The organism is Vibrio sp. 10N.261.51.F12, assembly GCF_041471725.1.
Taxonomy (GTDB): domain Bacteria; phylum Pseudomonadota; class Gammaproteobacteria; order Enterobacterales; family Vibrionaceae; genus Vibrio.
In genome coordinates this window covers 19,461-35,747 of record NZ_JBFROV010000046.1, presented here as the reverse complement: position 1 = coordinate 35,747, position 16,287 = coordinate 19,461, and the positions used below count along the sequence as shown (strand labels likewise).

Here is a 16,287-nt window from a genome sequence, read left to right as displayed (position 1 = left end):
TACGTCCGTTTTTACCCTTGATTATTATGCGACGGCACTCAAACTATGAAAAAGCGCCAACTCATCCTAAATTAATGATATTGTCACATCCGCAATGTATACACCTGTAGCGCACTTTGAGGATAAGGGATGTTTGATTCCCCCCTCACCTGCCCACTGAGACAACTAATTATTAGTGATAGGAGATCGTTTCATGCTTGCTAAGAGACGAGTACAATCAAAAAACCTGAGTAAAACGGTCTCGGCTAATCGCCGAAAACGTAAACTGGCCAATAACAAGAAAAAAATCATTTGGCGTAATCGTGCATTCATGCAGCTTATCGCGCCTTAAACTATTTTGTACAAACACCTGGCAATCAGGTGTTTGTTGTTCCTTTTTCTTTTTGTTCACGCTTGGCTTTTTTGGCGTCTTTGATCTCTTTTCGTCTGCGCTTAAAAAACGCTTGAAGCTGACCTCGGCACTCATCAGCCAACAACCCCGCCTCAACGTCAGCATAATGATACGAAGCCTGACTCTCAAATAAATTAAGTACCGTCCCTGCCGCTCCCGCTTTCAAATCTGGCGCGCCATAAACGATTCGTTTCACTCTGCTATGGAGTAACGCACCCGCGCACATCGGGCATGGCTCTAGCGTCACGTACAATGTGGTATCAAGTAGGCGATAGTTCCCGAGTGTTTTCCCAGCCGCTCTCAACACCTGAATCTCCGCGTGCGCAGTTGCATCATGCTGGCCAATGGATCGATTCCATCCTTCAGCAATAACCTCACCGTCTTTAACAAGCACCGCACCGACGGGAACTTCTCCTTCGAGCTCCGCCTCATTCGCTAACGCTATTGCTCGGCGCATAAACCGCTGATCATCTTCGCTGTAAATCACCGCTTCTTCCGTATGTTCTTTTGTCATGTTAACGAAATGCCTCAACAAGATAATCGATCAATGTTCTCACCTTCGACGTTAGCATTCTATTTTGTGGATACAACGCCCAAATACCTTCTCTTTCACCACGATAGTCGGTGAGCAATTCAACCAGCTCGCCCGACTCCAAGTAAGACTGCACATAATAATCGGGAAGTTGAACGATACCCAAACCTTTTAACGCTGCATCGACTAATGCGTAACCGCTATTACATTGTAATCGACCATTAATATTGATCATTCGCTCACTGCCTCCATTTGAGAAGCGCCAGTGTTTAACGGATCCTCTAAGACATTGATGCCTTTTTAGCTCAGACAGCGTATGCGGCTCACCGTAAGTGGCCAGATAATCAGGACTACAACAAACAAACAATTGCCGATCAAGCAGCTTTCTGGCCATCATTGTCGAGTCATCAAGCTGGCCTAAACGAATCGCTAGATCAAACCCTTCCTGTACTAAGTCGACTTTTTGGTTTGAGAGCATAACATCCAACTCAATTTGTGGGTGGAGCTTTAGGAACTGATGCAAAATGGGGGCTAATGATTGCTCCCCAAACGTAACGGGCGCTGTAACCTTAATTAATCCTTTTGGGGCGATTTGCAATTGAGTCACCGCAAGCTCCGCACTCATCAAGCCTTCAAGTAGCGGTTTACAGTGTCGGAAGTAACTCTCCCCCGCTTCTGTCACTGATACTTTTCGGGTCGTTCGCACCAACAACTTTACCCCTAGACGCTGTTCTAGTGCATTCACACGACGACTAATATTGGCCACCGATGTGTTAAGCCGTTTCGCGGCACCGGTAAAACTTTGGCTTTCAACCACCGCAACAAATTCATTTACGCCTTCCCAATCTGCCATAAAACACCCTGATTATTACACTGTGGTAATAGTTTATTTCAAATCTTGCTAATTATCATTTTTTAAGAAACAAATATACTGGCGGTATCAAATGCAAATGACGCACAGTGAGCTAGTCTTACAAGACTGAATTCACCCGTGAATCATAACAACGCTATCTCTACCGATTTTGGAAGGAAGTAATCATGACTGAACAATTTATTAAATCTCGCGCGGCCGTAGCTTGGGGGCCAAACCAACCTCTTAAAATGGAAGAAGTTGATGTTATGTTGCCGAAGGCGGGTGAAGTATTAGTGAAAATCGTCGCCACTGGCGTTTGCCACACAGATGCGTTTACTTTATCTGGTGACGATCCTGAAGGCATCTTCCCAAGCATCCTTGGTCACGAGGGTGGTGGTATTGTTGAGATGATTGGTGAAGGTGTCACCAGCGTTGAAGTCGGCGATCATGTTATTCCACTTTACACCGCTGAATGTGGTGAATGTAAATTCTGTAAATCGGGTAAAACGAACCTCTGCCAAGCCGTTCGTGAAACACAAGGCAAAGGCTTAATGCCAGATGGTACAACACGTTTCTATAAAGACGGACAGCCGATTTACCACTACATGGGTTGCTCTACGTTCTCTGAATACACCGTGCTGCCAGAGATTTCACTCGCAAAAGTAAACAAAGAAGCCCCTCTTGAAGAGGTTTGTCTGCTGGGTTGTGGTGTCACGACGGGCATGGGCGCGGTACTGAATACCGCCAAAGTAGAGAAAGGCGACACCGTCGCTATCTTTGGGCTAGGCGGTATTGGCCTGTCAGCCATCATCGGCGCGCGCATGGCTGGCGCGAGTCGTATCATTGGTGTCGACATCAATGAGAGCAAGTTTGACCTTGCTAAACAACTGGGCGCAACGGATGTAATCAATCCAACCAAATTCGATAAGCCTATCCAAGAAGTTATTGTTGAAATGACCGATGGTGGTGTGGACTATTCATTTGAGTGTATCGGTAATGTCAACGTCATGCGTCAAGCTCTCGAGTGCTGCCACAAAGGTTGGGGCGAATCAGTTATCATCGGTGTTGCTGGCGCAGGGCAAGAGATCTCCACTCGCCCATTCCAGCTTGTCACAGGACGAGTATGGCGTGGTAGCGCATTTGGTGGCGTGAAAGGCCGCAGCGAACTGCCAGAAATTGTAGACCGTTATATGGCGGGTGAGTTTGGGTTACAAGAATTCATTACGCACACGATGCCGCTTGAAGAGATTAACGAAGCCTTTGAGTTAATGCACAAAGGCGAAAGTATCCGTACCGTTATTCACTACAGCAAATAAATATCGACTAAGCCCTAGGCTCAAACCTAGGGCTTTTTTTGGAGCATAATAATCCCCATGACTATTGAAAACATTAGCCAAGCAAAAGCCTTTGGTGGTTGGCATAAACAATATACTCATCACTCTAGCGCGTTAGATTGCGCGATGAGATTTGCGGTCTATCTTCCTCCAGAAGCCAGCAAAGAGACGCCCGTACCCGTCTTATATTGGTTGTCAGGCTTAACATGCAGCGATGAAAACTTTATGCAAAAGGCGGGCGCATTCAAGATGGCCGCTAAATTAGGCATCGCCATTGTGGCACCAGACACCAGCCCACGTGGCGAAGGCATTCCTGATGATCCTGACGGTGCGTATGATTTTGGGCTCGGTGCAGGTTTTTATCTAAATGCCACTCAATCGCCATGGAACCGAAACTATCATATGTATCGTTATGTCGTTGATGAGCTGCCGGCACTGATTGAACAACATTTCCCTGTGACGCAAGACAAATCCATCTCAGGGCATAGCATGGGCGGGCATGGCGCTTTGACAATCGGCCTGAAAAATAGCGACAAGTATCGCTCTATTTCAGCCTTTAGTCCTATCACTAACCCAATGAATTGTCCTTGGGGGCAAAAGGCCTTTAGTCAATACCTAGGCAACAATGTAGACGGCTGGAAAGAATACGATAGTGTCGAGCTGCTAAAGGCAAAAATGGCGACGCTACCGATTCTCGTCGACCAGGGGGAAGATGATGGCTTCTTGCAAGAACAACTCAAGCCTGAGTTGTTACTGGCCGCTGCCGAAGTTTCTGGTAGTGATGTAAAACTTAGGATGCAGCCTGGGTATGATCACAGCTATTTCTTTATCCAAAGCTTTATAGACGATCACCTTCGGTTTCACGCCAGTTTCTTAAATACCTCTCGATGAGCATTGCGCTGAATGTTGCTCTTTCCCTACTTTAATGGGTAAACGTAACTCATGGCCAAAGCGCCCTTTTTTTAAAGTGCTCAACAGAATAAAAATCCCGTCTCAAGGACGGGATTTTCTCTATTTATCACTTTAGGTTGCACCCGTGTATTTCATCGGCGCAGACCCCTTACCTTTACATCGTGTAAGTGTAAGGTGCTTGAATACCTAGTGGGATACCAAGTGCCCAATAAGCAAGCAGGAAGGCCGTCCAGCCAATGAGCATAGCGATAGAGAATGGCATCATCAATGAAGCTAGCGTACCGATACCCGTTGATTTAACGTAGCGTTGGCAGTAAACCACAACTAGCGGGAAGAACACCATAAGTGGAGAAATGATGTTAGACACAGAATCACCTACACGGTAAGCCGCCTGAGAAAGCTCAGGAGAGATACCAACAGCCATAAGCATTGGCACTAGGATTGGGCCAATAAGCGCCCATTTAGCCGATGCAGAACCAACAAGAAGGTTTACAAACGCAGTAAGAAGAATCATCCCTACGATAGTCGCTTGACCCGGAAGGTTCATCGCTTTCAGACCTTCTGCACCGTAAAGTGCCAGCATCGTACCAATGTTTGATTGAGCAAATGCGGATAAAAACTGAGCACAGAAGAACGACATTACAATGTATGCACCCATGGTAGACATGGTGTGTGACATAGCCTTAATGATGTCATTGCTGTTTTTAAACGTCCCTGAAACGCGGCCGTAAACAATGCCCGGAATAATAAACAGGATAAAGATCAAAGGTACAATCGACTGCATGATAGGAGCAGAGAACGCTGTTAGCTCGCCTTCAGGAGAACGAAGTGCCGAGTTTTCAGGCATAAGCGCAACCACAAGCAACGCAATACCAGCCATCATAGCCCAGCCTGCAGCACGGAAAGCTTTTGATTCTGTTTCGTTAAACGATCCCAGATCAGGCGCTTCTTCTGCATCTTCATCAACAGGAAGATTAGCAAGGCGTGGTTCAATGATTTTCTCTGTTACGTACCAACCAATTGCAATCACTAGGATTGAAGATAGGCCTGTGAAGAAAATATTTGAAAGTGGGTTAATCACATAATCTTGGTCTAATACTTGAGCGGCAGTTTGTGTGAAACCAGCCAATAGCGGATCAATACCAGACGGAATAAAGTTAGCAGAGAAACCACCCGACACACCAGCAAACGCAGCAGCAATACCAGCCAGTGGGTGACGACCCGCAGCATGGAAGATGATGCCACCAAGCGGGATAACCAATACATAGCCAGCGTCGGCTGCAGTATGAGAAACGATAGCCACCAAGATTAACATTGGTGTAAGAAGTTTTGCTGGCGTGAAGTTCAACATCTTCTTCAGGCCAGTTTGGATAAAGCCAGATGAATCAGCAACACCAACACCCAACATTGCAACCAATACAATACCAAGTGGCGCAAAGCTTGTGAACGTTGTAACCATGTTGGCTAAGAAGCTTGCTAGCGCTTCGCCTGTTAGCAAGTTATTCACTTCAAGCACACCGCCAGTACGCGGGTTAATTAAGTCAAAGCTAACATTAGATAAGACAGCAGAGGCAACCCAAACAATGACGAGCGCCCAGAAAAAGAGAATAGCAGGATCAGGAATCTTGTTCCCTGCCTTTTCAATTGCGTTTAAAAAGCGATCCATTCCACTCGGCTTTGGAGTTGGTGCTTGATTGATATTTTGGTTACTCATGGTAACTCCATTTTGATGTTGTAATGCGTGAACTTTGGGTAGCTTCACTGTGTTATAAATTCTTCGTGCTCATTTTATTTAAAAAAAACGAAAATAGTAGATAATTTCAAAGTATTTCCATTTTTGTAGACTTATTTTGCAAAAAACACCAGTAGAGATAACATTAAAACAACATTAACTCGCACATATTCAAAACATTCCTCTAACTAGCACGTAAAACACCCAATTATATAATAATAGCGCACTAATCGACCAAGTTAGGAGGCCAATGCAATGCGTGACAATATCACTCGTGATGATAAAAAATGAGAAAGGAAAAAATCAGAAATCCGGCAGGTACTCGCCGCTTACGAAGCTAGTCAAATTCGTTGTATTGCGAGAGCTTGGTTTGTAAATTTATCGATTGGTGTTGTCCGGTCCGATCAGGCCATGTCACCACAATATCAATTGTTTTAACGCGACCTACTAATAAACCAGTACTGACGGTCCATTTGATCAAAAAAGGGGGATGGGTCGCATCTATACCATCAACAATATCTGTATCAAAATCAGCAATAGACAATGTCGACATCGCGGCATCTGCGCCGCGTGTTCTAAACCACTCGAACTGTGACTCTGCCAGTCCAAGTGCCTTAATGCTTTGCGATGCATAATCGGCGCGTTGCTCAATGTAGGTTTGCATTTTTACTAGCCCTAATGCACCAACACTAATCAAACAAAAAGAAATCATAACTTCAATTAAGCTAAAGCCTCGCTGATTAGAAGTCACGCCACGCACCTTTTTTCCATTTAACAAAAGACGCGAAATCAGGAATCGCGGCACGATCGAAATCCAGGTCAACAGCACCATCAAATACACTCATCCCTCCTGGTGTATCAAGTACATACCCTCCAGTGGGTTTAAAAGAACCGCTAACCATAAATACCAAGTTCTCTTTCTGTGTCGTCGTTAGACTCACTGGTATATACGCTGAACTCGATACGTTATGATCCCAACGCTTTGTCATATCTCCAATGCCCGACGTAAATAAATGGTAGATCATCCCAGTAAAGGTATGACTTCCTCGCACTGCTAATACCCCATTTTCAACCACTAACACTTTTGGTTTCCAACCTAGTTTTGCATCGGTCATGCTGCTGCCATCTTCAAGGTCGCAGTCCCCTTCAACCCAAACCTTATCAGTGAATTCAAATGCCTTTCTTATCCGCTCCTGACAACTTCCAAGAGCGTCGGGAATGAGCGTGCCTGCAACGATTTCAAAATCAGACTTTACTGACTCTAATTCCGATCTAGGCTTACCAAAGAACGACTGGAACGGGTCAAGGTCCGCAGTATAAACAAAATCATTTTCTAACAATTTCCCGTCACCAACTAACCCATCATTTTGACCCGCTATGTTGACATAAACGTCATGACTACCGTGTTCGACACAGTTGCCGTTTGCCGTATTGGCCGGGCAGGTCACCAAGCTAGTGTCCGTTTGCATCATTGCATGACAAGGTGTTGATAGGGAGGGAGACTTGGTTTTAAAAGCACCTCTTAAAATTAGGGCATTTTGATAGCGAACCGATACACACGTATCAATGCCGGTGAGCTCAGGCGTAAAGTAATAAGAACCGATTAACATCAAATCAGATCGAGCTTGAATTGCCCCTGTATATCTCGTTTGAAACTGAATGGTGCGTTTAATTTTTTTCCTCCCTTTCGTCCCTTTCGCCAGCGCACTCAGGGTAAATTCCGTCGAGCTATTGGGTATCTCCTCAACCGTGACAGCACTCTCTTGGCACAACGAATAGTTTTGACTCAAAGGGGGGATGCTAGGGTTCATTCTATTGATAGCCAACCCGCATTCAATACCGCCTTCGGCAAGCCAATGCATTTGACGAGATAACACCTCATTTTGCGCTCTTTTTATTTCGTAGAACGTCGATTTATAACCGCCCAATGCCACGACTAAGGCGACCAACAACAATAAAGCGGTTGTGATCAATGTTGCCATGCCTCTTTGGGGGTTCTTCGACATAGACGTCATTGACCATTCCTAATGAGAAACTTTCTTTCCATACTTGCTGTGACCTCTGAGTTACCTCTAAGTTGAGCAGCCATAGACAAATGGAGATATTGCTTACTGGCACTAGGGCCAGAGACATTAAATACCCCCAAAGCAAAGTGAGTCACTGAAATCAAGTCTTCCTCAAGTAACGACGTACAACGCTTCGCACTGAAATAATTCGTATCAAGAATCGTGTTCTTACGATACCGACAAATTCGCAACGATTGAGACGCAGCAGAGAATGTCCACAATACATTTTCATACTCAGCACCACTTTCTTGATGATCGTCCCAGTACACGTATTGGGCGCGAGCTCCGTCTGCAGAGACATGTATCGTCGACGTCGCCCCCAATGGTCGGCTTGTGGTTCCTAACTCGCTGTAGCCTGCTCTGAGTAAATCATTTTGAATACGACGAGCAGCGGTGGCCATCGCTTGATTAAGCAATAACACTTGGGAGCGCTCAGAGGCGTGCTGCTGCACCACTAGGTAAATTGAACCAATGGATCCAATCGCAATGAGACCGATTGTCGAAGCAATCAGCATCTCAATAAGTGAACCGCCTTTTTCACGACAAAGCCTCACGATGAACACCGCCCGACCCCATATTCTCGGCTCCCAAACTGACAGATGACGATTCGACCTGAAGCTGATGAGGTAACAATTTTAATCCCCGACTCTTGTTGAGAATAAGGACTGATAGTCAGCGTCCCTGCAGATAAGACGACACCGGTCAAATGGTCAAACTTAATCTGCTGGCTATTGTGATTGAGTTGAATATAGACACTCTTATAAGGTTGGCCATGCAGGGTAAAGACAGCAGCTGTCGATGAAGAGGCATCATTCGTTACCGTAATATCCCACTCCCCAAGCTCCGAACCATGAGGAAGATTACTAAAGTGAACCCATAATGGTTCATTTCTCATAATAGCGTGGGCCTTGGTTTGCATCATTAACCCATAGATTTCTTGAGCAACTCGCTCTACCTTAGTCTCCCTCGACAACCCTGAAAAGTTGGGCACGATTGCTATCATCAACACCGCCATCACAAACACGCTAATCATTAGCTCTAGTAGGGTAAATCCGCGAACCATTTCTCAAATCCCAATGTAACCTTCCACAACAATCGAATAGATATTGCACAAATCCTATCAGGCGAGAACACTATAAAAGCCATAAAAAATAGACAGTTGGGCTGAGTTAATAAAATGAAATGTAAAACAAGCCATCAGATTCAATCTGGTTTGACCTTGATCGAACTTCTTATCACTTTAGCCGTACTCGGTGTCTTAAGTGCGGTGGTGTATCCCACCTATACTCAACACACTCGAGAGGCATATCGAATGATTGCCTTGGGGGATATGCTTGAGATACAACTTGAACTCGAACGTAGCTATAGTGCGGGCTATGACTTCACTCGAGTTATCTCAAATGGGCAATGTCTCGCTTGTGAATCGGAGTGGGACCGTTATCAATTCAAGGTGGTCAGCTCGGCTGATGCCGCCTATACGATCATCGCACTAGCCCAAGCAGCTACCAAGCAAACACAAGATACGTGTTTAAAAAAAGAAGGGGTAATGACCATAGATTCCAAAGGTATTGCGCTTCCGGAGGCTTGTTGGAAGTAGATTGATATCTATGCTCCAGATACAAAAAAGCTCGCCATATGAGGCGAGCTTCTCTTCGCTAAACTGTGACCTTTATCTAGACGGGTTACTGTAATACAACTCGGTTAGGTTGTTATCACCGAGCTGATTAGCTGGTTAGATCATCAAAGAACTTCTTAACGCCATTGAAAAAGCCTTCGGATTTTGGCTGATGCTTATTTGCCGCGTCGCCACCACAAGTATCTTCAAACTCGCGAAGTAATTCTTTTTGGCGGGCACTTAGTTTCACTGGTGTTTCAATAACCAATTTAACAATTAAGTCTCCAACACCGCCACCACGTACACCCTTCACGCCTTTGCCACGCATACGGAACATACGACTAGTCTGTGTCTCTTCTGGCACCTTCAAGTTAACACGGCCATCAAGCGTTGGTACTTCAACTTCACCACCAAGCGCCGCTTGAGCAAAGCTTACCGGCACCTCACAGTACAAGTTATTACCTTCACGCTCAAAGATATGGTGTTCTTTGACATGAACTTGCACGTAAAGATCACCCGCTGGTGCGCCTTGCTCGCCAGCTTCGCCTTCACCAGACAATCGGATACGATCGCCAGTATCAACACCTGCTGGGATTTTCACGTTCAGCGTTTTAGATTTTTGAATACGCCCTTGACCATGACAGCTATTACATGGATCTTTAATAATCTTGCCTTGCCCATTACAGGTTGGACAGGTTTGTTGTACCGCAAAGAAACCTTGACGCATCTGAACTTGGCCATGCCCATGACAAGTACCACAAGTCTGTGGTGATGAGCCTTTTTTAGCGCCACTGCCGTCACAAGGTTCACACTCAACTAATGTTGGAACTTCGATTTCTTTTGATACACCACGAACCGCTTCCTCTAACGAGAGCTCCATGTTGTAGCGTAAATCAGAACCACGTTGAGCGCGTGATTGGCCACGTCGACCGCCGCCAAAGATATCGCCGAAAACATCGCCAAAAATATCGCCAAAATCACCAGAGCCACCGCCGCCGAAGCCGCCACCGCCCATACCACCTTGCTCAAAAGCTGCATGGCCATATTGGTCATATGCGGCTTTTTTCTGAGGGTCAGTTAGGATTTCGTACGCTTCTTTTACTTCTTTAAATTTATCTGCCGCCGATTCATCACCTTGGTTTCTATCCGGGTGAAACTTCATAGCTAGACGTTTATAGGACTTCTTGATATCGCGTTCAGACGCATCACGACCTACACCTAATACTTCGTAAAAATCACGTTTTGACATATTGCTTGGTACCAATTACTTCGACAAACAGCCCAGCGCTGTTTTGGGGTTGTATCGTTCTAGATAAAGATTGCAATTCCTTATCTAGAAAGACAGATGATAACTATACGGGCGTAAAGGTTACCCTAAACGCCCGTATAAATCGCTTTTTTAAGGACTCTAAGAAGAGTCCTCTCAGCTAAACCATCCTAAATCAGAGGAGGAAAACGTGCCTCTCCGGCTCCGAGATTAGGCAGCCTAGCGACAAGAATTATTTTTTCTCGTCTTTCACTTCTTCGAACTCAGCATCAACAACGTCGTCTTCTTGCTTAGGCTGTTCACCAGCTTCTGCGTCAGCGCCTTGCGCTTGTTGTTGTGCCATTTCCATTAGCTTTTGAGCAGCAGCCATTAGCGCTTGAACTTTAGCATCGATAGCTTCTTTATCATCGCCGCTCTTCACTTCTTCTAGCTCTTTGATAGCGGTTTCGATTTTTTCTTTCTCTTCCGCTGGAAGCGCTTCGCCCGCTTCTTCAATTTGCTTGCGAGTACCGTGAATCATTTGGTCCGCTTGGTTACGTGTTGCAACTAAATCTTCGAACTTCTTGTCCGCTTCTTTGTTCGCTTCCGCTTCCTGAACCATTTTCTCGATGTCTTCGTCGCTCAGACCACTTGATGCTTGGATAGTGATCTTCTGCTCTTTACCTGTCGACTTGTCTTTCGCAGATACGTGTAGGATACCATCCGCATCAAGGTCGAAAGTTACTTCGATTTGAGGCATACCACGAGCAGCAGCTTGAATGCCTTCTAGGTTGAATTGACCTAGAGACTTGTTGTAAGTCGCTTGCTTACGCTCACCTTGTAAAACGTGGATAGTTACCGCGCTTTGGTTGTCTTCTGCAGTAGAGAAAACTTGGTTCGCTTTTGTTGGGATCGTTGTGTTCTTCTCAACAAGCTTCGTCATTACGCCGCCCATTGTCTCGATACCTAGAGAAAGAGGGGTAACATCTAGAAGAAGTACGTCTTTCACATCACCAGCAAGTACGCCACCTTGAACTGCAGCACCCATTGCTACTGCTTCATCCGGGTTTACGTCTTTACGTGGTTCTTTACCGAAGAACTCAGTTACCTTAGCTTGAACCATAGGCATACGAGTTTGGCCACCCACTAGGATAACGTCGTTGATGTCGCTTACTGATAGATCTGCATCTGCTAGTGCAACTTTAAGTGGCTCAAGTGAACGTTGTACTAGGTCTTCAACTAGAGATTCTAGTTTTGCACGAGTCACTTTAACGTTCATGTGCTTAGGACCTGTCGCGTCTGCCGTTACGTACGGTAGGTTCACGTCAGTTTGAGAAGTAGAAGAAAGCTCAATTTTTGCTTTCTCTGCTGCTTCTTTAACACGTTGCATAGCAAGTGGATCGTTCTTAAGATTGATGCCTTGCTCTTTGTTGAATTCTTCAACCAAGTAGTTGATCAGACGAGTATCGAAATCTTCACCACCAAGGTGTGTATCACCGTTAGTTGCAAGTACTTCAAACGTTTTCTCACCTTCAACTTCATCGATTTCGATGATAGAGATATCGAATGTACCACCACCAAGGTCATAAACCGCGATAGTGCGATCGCCGCCTTTCTTGTCTAGACCGTATGCCAATGCAGCCGCTGTAGGCTCATTGATGATACGTTTAACTTCTAGACCTGCGATACGACCTGCATCTTTGGTTGCTTGACGCTGTGCATCGTTAAAGTAAGCCGGAACAGTAATTACTGCACCCGTTACTGCTTCACCAAGGAAGTCTTCAGCCGTTTTCTTCATTTTTTTCAAGATTTCAGCCGAAACTTGAGGCGCTGCCATTTTTTGGCCTTGCGCTTCTACCCATGCATCACCATTGTCAGCTTTAACAATTTTGTAAGGCATGATTTCGATGTCACGCTGAACTTCTTCGTCTTCAAAACGACGACCGATAAGACGCTTGATTGCAAACAACGTATTTTCTGGGTTAGTCACTGCTTGACGTTTTGCAGGTTGACCTACAAGAGTTTCACCGTCTGTATAAGCAATAACCGATGCGGTTGTGCGTTCGCCTTCCGCGTTTTCAAGTATGCGTGGCTTGTCGCCGTCTAAAACTGCAACACATGAGTTAGTAGTACCTAAATCAATACCAATGATCTTACCCATCAGGCTATCTCCGAATAAATTCTGTAATTACGCTTTCTAATGCCCAACATTGGGACTGAGAGCCAGTTTGAAAACCAACTCAAAATAGGTTTGTTTTCTGTATGAACCATAAATAAGGGCAGCGACGCGCTTTTCAAGGGAGAGCGCTAAAAAAAATTGCATTTTTATTGTATTTAGACAAAAAACGGAGCTCAAAGGCTCCGTTTCATCGAGTTCACGCTTCGCGCGTTACTGCTTATGTGGCTTATGCTTGCCCTTGAATCGGCGCGGCATCATTGACTGACTCAGAATCAATCTCACCTTCTGTATGCGCAACAATCGTATTCACAGCAGTATCGCCGACAACGTTGGAACTGGTACAGAACATATCATTGATACGGTCAACGGCGGCAACAATAGCTAGGCCTTCTGGTGGCAACCCTAGTTGATGTAGAAGTACACCAATCATCACCACACCGCCACCAGGTACACCACCGGCGCCAATCGACAACAACAAGATAGTAAAGCCCATTGTCACGAGATCCGTCATCTGGATCGGTTGACCAAACGCGTTTGCAATAAAGATAGTCGCAATCGCAATATAGATAGACACCCCAGCCATGTTCATAGTTGCGCCAAGAGGCACACCAAAACCAGCGACAGATTTAGACACGCCAATCTTGTCTGTCAACGTTCTCATTGTCACAGGGATGGTTGCATTTGAACTGGCCGTCGATAATGAAAATAGAACTTGCTCACGCGTCGCACGCATAAATTGAGCCGGTGTCACTTTCGTTGTGACCCCAACCATAATCGGGTAGACCACAAATATCCACAGGATAAGAATACCCACCACTAGGGCAACATATCCGGCAACAGACGCCAATGTACCCGCATCTAAAGTAGCGCCAAGTTGAATCATCAATGCAAACACACCGTATGGCGCAAGACTCATCACCAAGCCGATAAGCTTCATCATGATATCGTTGCCCATTTTAAATGCACTGATTGCTGGGCCACCCTTCTTGTCTAGGGCTTGAATCGCTAACCCAGTCAAAATAGCCATGAATATAATCTGTAACATGTCGCCATTAGCAAACGCTTGGAAAGGGTTGCTTGGTACAATGTTTGTGATCAGCGAGAAGATATCCGGCGTCGTCGTCGATGTAAGCTCGACAGTTGCAGCAACGGTACCGCCAAGGTTAGCGCCAGCACCTGGCTGAACAATCATGCCAATAGTCAGTGCAAAGGTAATCGCAACGACAGTATTAAGAATATAAAGCGCAAAAGTTTTACCGCCCAGGCGGCCAAAGGATTTAATGTCTTTAAGTTCTACAATACCGCAAACGATAGATACATAGACGAGTGGTACAACAAGTAATTTTATCAGCGATACAAACATACCGCCCACGCCTTCCGCAAGACCAAGTAGGTATTGATCAAAGAGGCTAACGCCCGCGAACAAGTATTGAATTGCAGTACCAATCAGTAGACCAGCAAATAGACCAATGAAGATCTTTTGGGATAGTGGTTTATTCATTCATAGACTCCAGAATGTTGTGTTGATTCCCTGTGTATTTCTAGTTATTTGCTTTCTTATTGATAGAAAACTCAGGGCATCTTACAGATTCAGAGGTTAAAATAAAGCATTAATTTTACATTTTGTTACCTCGATGAAACAATATAAAAACCTAATGCAAACATGGTTACTGATATTTTTAACCAAAAAAAATGAAGCCATATGGCTTCATTTAATTGAAATACTTAGACTAATGATAAAGCTGACTCTCTCTATCAAAAGTTTCGTTGAGTACTATTTAGAGACCATGACCATCGCAGGTCGGATCACACGGCCGTTCAGCTCATAACCTTTTTGCATGACGAACATCACAGTATTAGGTTCGTGATCGGCGCTCTCTTGAATTGACATCGCTTGGTGCAGTTCTGGGTTGAACGTTTCGCCTTCAGGGTTAATCTCTTTAAGACCAAATTTAGCCACTACGTCAACCAATGTTTTGTGCGTCAGTTCAACACCTTCAACGATCGGCTTAACCACTTCATTCTCTGTATCAGCTGCTGCGATTGCACGTTCAAGGTTATCAATCACAGGCAGCAACTCTTCAGAGAATTTATTCAGCGCGTATTTACGTGCCTTATCAATTTCTTGTTCAGTACGACGACGCATGTTTTCCATCTCAGCTTTTGCGCGCAATACCGAGTCTTGTTGCTCTTTAATCTTAGCTTCGCTAGACAGCAATGCTGCTTCTAATTGAGCGATCTTAGCTTCTTGGATATCTTGCTCAGATTCTTCGTTCCATTCAACATCAGCGTCAGAACCCACCACATCGGCGTCTTGTGTTTCAACATCTTGTGTGTGCAGATCGTCTTTATTTACTTTGTTTTCTTCGTTGTTCATGGTCTCTCCGAAATACTCTATTCAATTCAATGCATGCTGGCCAAGCCAGAAACTTGGATTAATTTCATTCCAAACACTGCATATATAAATACTTTGGGTATATTATGGGGATGAAGATTTTTGATTCAAGCACTAAAAGTTTGGAAGTGATATGAAAAACACCTTTAAGGTGATCGCCATCATAGGTAAACCCCGAGCACAGAAAGCAATTCAGACGCACAAAGAATTGTTTCATTGGCTTACGTCTAAGGGTTATGAAGTCCTCGTTGATGACCGATTAATTGATATTCTTGTCGACATTCCAAGACAGCACTTTTTCAGCCTCGTCAGAATTGGGCGAGAAGCCGACCTTGCCATTGTCGTCGGTGGGGATGGCAACATGCTGGGTGCAGCACGTGTACTATCACGCTTTGATGTCGCCGTCATTGGTGTGAATCGTGGCAACCTAGGCTTTCTCACTGATCTGAACCCTGAAGGTTTTGATCAAGCGCTTGAATCCGTTTTACAAGGTGAATATGTTGAGGAAAAGCGTTTTTTACTCGAGGCTGAGATCCATCGCCATGGGCAAGTAAAAAGCCATAATGCTGCTTTAAATGAAGCGGTATTGCACCCCGGACAGGTGGCTCGCATGATTGAGTTTGAGGTCTACATTGACGATACCTTTGCCTTTAGTCAGCGCTCTGATGGATTAATCGTTGCGACACCAACGGGCTCCACGGCTTATTCGTTATCTGGTGGAGGCCCTATTCTATCCGCTCAACTCAACGCCATCTCGTTAGTTCCTATGTTCCCTCATACGCTGTCCAGCAGACCACTGGTTGTTGACGGCAATTGCCGCATCAAATTAATCGTGTCGCCTGATAATCGTGGCACGCAAGAAGTCAGCTGTGACGGGCAGATTTCACTGCCCGTATCGCCGGGAGATGAAATTCATATTTTCCAAAGCCCAAATGCACTAAGGCTCATCCACCCTAAAGATTACAGTTACTATCACGTCTTGCGTAACAAGCTTGGCTGGTCAAGCAAACTCTTTTAAGCACCGCGTATAAA

Annotated in this window: 16 protein-coding genes; 5 read left to right on the top strand and 11 right to left on the bottom strand. The window is 45.1% G+C overall.

Annotation, left to right across the window (positions count from 1 at the left end):
* Window positions 1–193: 193 nt before the first annotated feature.
* Window positions 194–331 (top strand): hypothetical protein, encoded by a 138-nt coding sequence (locus AB4405_RS21885; RefSeq protein ID WP_198593089.1) that lies wholly within the window; start codon window positions 194–196, stop codon window positions 329–331.
* A 25-nt stretch (window positions 332–356) separates the two neighbouring features.
* Here the strand turns inward: AB4405_RS21885 and tadA are convergent, their stop codons facing one another.
* Window positions 357–905: a tRNA adenosine(34) deaminase TadA gene (gene tadA, locus AB4405_RS21880; RefSeq protein WP_372062821.1), complete on the bottom strand. Its 549-nt coding sequence runs from the start codon at window positions 903–905 to the stop codon at window positions 357–359.
* A 1-nt stretch (window position 906) separates the two neighbouring features.
* A complete protein-coding gene (locus AB4405_RS21875; protein WP_372062820.1) occupies window positions 907–1,776 on the bottom strand; it encodes a LysR family transcriptional regulator in 870 nt (289 codons plus the stop codon).
* Window positions 1,777–1,961: 185 nt separating this feature from the next.
* Between AB4405_RS21875 and AB4405_RS21870 the strand changes: the two genes are divergently transcribed.
* Both AB4405_RS21870 and fghA read left to right on the top strand, forming a co-directional pair.
* The gene (locus AB4405_RS21870) at window positions 1,962–3,092 is read left to right on the top strand and encodes an S-(hydroxymethyl)glutathione dehydrogenase/class III alcohol dehydrogenase (RefSeq protein ID WP_372062819.1); all 1,131 of its coding nucleotides are present in this window, start codon (window positions 1,962–1,964) and stop codon (window positions 3,090–3,092) included.
* A gap of 57 nt (window positions 3,093–3,149) precedes the next feature.
* Window positions 3,150–4,001, top strand: a complete 852-nt coding sequence (gene fghA, locus AB4405_RS21865) for an S-formylglutathione hydrolase (protein ID WP_372062818.1) — start codon at window positions 3,150–3,152, stop codon at window positions 3,999–4,001.
* A gap of 175 nt (window positions 4,002–4,176) precedes the next feature.
* Here fghA and AB4405_RS21860 read toward each other — a convergent pair whose 3' ends face one another.
* The 5 genes from AB4405_RS21860 to AB4405_RS21840 all read right to left on the bottom strand — a co-directional run bounded on the left by AB4405_RS21860 (window position 4,177) and on the right by AB4405_RS21840 (window position 8,883).
* The gene (locus AB4405_RS21860) at window positions 4,177–5,736 is read right to left on the bottom strand and encodes an AbgT family transporter (RefSeq protein WP_102469635.1); all 1,560 of its coding nucleotides are present in this window, start codon (window positions 5,734–5,736) and stop codon (window positions 4,177–4,179) included.
* 355 nt (window positions 5,737–6,091) lie between these two features.
* The gene (locus AB4405_RS21855) at window positions 6,092–6,505 is read right to left on the bottom strand and encodes a prepilin-type N-terminal cleavage/methylation domain-containing protein (protein ID WP_372062817.1); all 414 of its coding nucleotides are present in this window, start codon (window positions 6,503–6,505) and stop codon (window positions 6,092–6,094) included.
* Complete coding sequence (locus AB4405_RS21850; protein WP_372062816.1) at window positions 6,495–7,769, bottom strand: hypothetical protein; 1,275 nt, start codon at window positions 7,767–7,769, stop codon at window positions 6,495–6,497. The genes AB4405_RS21855 and AB4405_RS21850 overlap by 11 nt, the downstream gene beginning before the upstream one ends.
* Entirely contained in the window at window positions 7,766–8,374 is a 609-nt protein-coding gene (locus tag AB4405_RS21845; RefSeq protein WP_372062815.1) for a PilW family protein, read from the bottom strand. Before AB4405_RS21845 ends, AB4405_RS21850 begins: the two co-directional genes overlap by 4 nt.
* The gene (locus AB4405_RS21840; protein WP_372062814.1) at window positions 8,371–8,883 is read right to left on the bottom strand and encodes a GspH/FimT family pseudopilin; all 513 of its coding nucleotides are present in this window, start codon (window positions 8,881–8,883) and stop codon (window positions 8,371–8,373) included. The genes AB4405_RS21845 and AB4405_RS21840 overlap by 4 nt, the downstream gene beginning before the upstream one ends.
* 114 nt (window positions 8,884–8,997) lie before the next feature.
* On the opposite strand from AB4405_RS21840, the gene AB4405_RS21835 reads away from it, so the two are divergent.
* Window positions 8,998–9,417, top strand: coding sequence for a type IV pilin protein (locus AB4405_RS21835; protein WP_372062813.1), 420 nt, complete (start codon window positions 8,998–9,000; stop codon window positions 9,415–9,417).
* A gap of 127 nt (window positions 9,418–9,544) precedes the next feature.
* Here AB4405_RS21835 and dnaJ read toward each other — a convergent pair whose 3' ends face one another.
* The 4 genes from dnaJ to grpE all read right to left on the bottom strand — a co-directional run bounded on the left by dnaJ (window position 9,545) and on the right by grpE (window position 15,237).
* A complete protein-coding gene (gene dnaJ / locus AB4405_RS21830) occupies window positions 9,545–10,684 on the bottom strand; it encodes a molecular chaperone DnaJ (protein ID WP_102469630.1) in 1,140 nt (379 codons plus the stop codon).
* Window positions 10,685–10,934: 250 nt separating this feature from the next.
* Window positions 10,935–12,842, bottom strand: a complete 1,908-nt coding sequence (gene dnaK, locus AB4405_RS21825) for a molecular chaperone DnaK (RefSeq protein WP_102469629.1) — start codon at window positions 12,840–12,842, stop codon at window positions 10,935–10,937.
* Between the two features lie 244 nt (window positions 12,843–13,086).
* Window positions 13,087–14,361 carry a dicarboxylate/amino acid:cation symporter gene (locus AB4405_RS21820; RefSeq protein ID WP_372062812.1) on the bottom strand — a complete coding sequence of 425 codons (1,275 nt, stop codon included), beginning with the start codon at window positions 14,359–14,361 and terminating at the stop codon, window positions 13,087–13,089.
* A 273-nt stretch (window positions 14,362–14,634) separates the two neighbouring features.
* The gene (grpE, locus tag AB4405_RS21815) at window positions 14,635–15,237 is read right to left on the bottom strand and encodes a nucleotide exchange factor GrpE (RefSeq protein WP_372062811.1); all 603 of its coding nucleotides are present in this window, start codon (window positions 15,235–15,237) and stop codon (window positions 14,635–14,637) included.
* Between the two features lie 151 nt (window positions 15,238–15,388).
* Between grpE and nadK the strand changes: the two genes are divergently transcribed.
* Window positions 15,389–16,273, top strand: a complete 885-nt coding sequence (gene nadK, locus AB4405_RS21810; protein WP_102469626.1) for an NAD(+) kinase — start codon at window positions 15,389–15,391, stop codon at window positions 16,271–16,273.
* Window positions 16,274–16,287 lie beyond the last annotated feature (14 nt).

Coding starts and splice junctions, on each gene's coding strand:
- AB4405_RS21885 (WP_198593089.1), top strand. CDS start 194: ATGCTTGCTAAGAGACGAGTACAATCAAAAAACCTGAGTAAAACGGTC.
- tadA (WP_372062821.1), bottom strand. CDS start 905: ATGACAAAAGAACATACGGAAGAAGCGGTGATTTACAGCGAAGATGAT.
- AB4405_RS21875 (WP_372062820.1), bottom strand. CDS start 1,776: ATGGCAGATTGGGAAGGCGTAAATGAATTTGTTGCGGTGGTTGAAAGC.
- AB4405_RS21870 (WP_372062819.1), top strand. CDS start 1,962: ATGACTGAACAATTTATTAAATCTCGCGCGGCCGTAGCTTGGGGGCCA.
- fghA (WP_372062818.1), top strand. CDS start 3,150: ATGACTATTGAAAACATTAGCCAAGCAAAAGCCTTTGGTGGTTGGCAT.
- AB4405_RS21860 (WP_102469635.1), bottom strand. CDS start 5,736: ATGAGTAACCAAAATATCAATCAAGCACCAACTCCAAAGCCGAGTGGA.
- AB4405_RS21850 (WP_372062816.1), bottom strand. CDS start 7,769: ATGACGTCTATGTCGAAGAACCCCCAAAGAGGCATGGCAACATTGATC.
- AB4405_RS21840 (WP_372062814.1), bottom strand. CDS start 8,883: ATGGTTCGCGGATTTACCCTACTAGAGCTAATGATTAGCGTGTTTGTG.
- AB4405_RS21835 (WP_372062813.1), top strand. CDS start 8,998: ATGAAATGTAAAACAAGCCATCAGATTCAATCTGGTTTGACCTTGATC.
- dnaJ (WP_102469630.1), bottom strand. CDS start 10,684: ATGTCAAAACGTGATTTTTACGAAGTATTAGGTGTAGGTCGTGATGCG.
- dnaK (WP_102469629.1), bottom strand. CDS start 12,842: ATGGGTAAGATCATTGGTATTGATTTAGGTACTACTAACTCATGTGTT.
- AB4405_RS21820 (WP_372062812.1), bottom strand. CDS start 14,361: ATGAATAAACCACTATCCCAAAAGATCTTCATTGGTCTATTTGCTGGT.
- grpE (WP_372062811.1), bottom strand. CDS start 15,237: ATGAACAACGAAGAAAACAAAGTAAATAAAGACGATCTGCACACACAA.
- nadK (WP_102469626.1), top strand. CDS start 15,389: ATGAAAAACACCTTTAAGGTGATCGCCATCATAGGTAAACCCCGAGCA.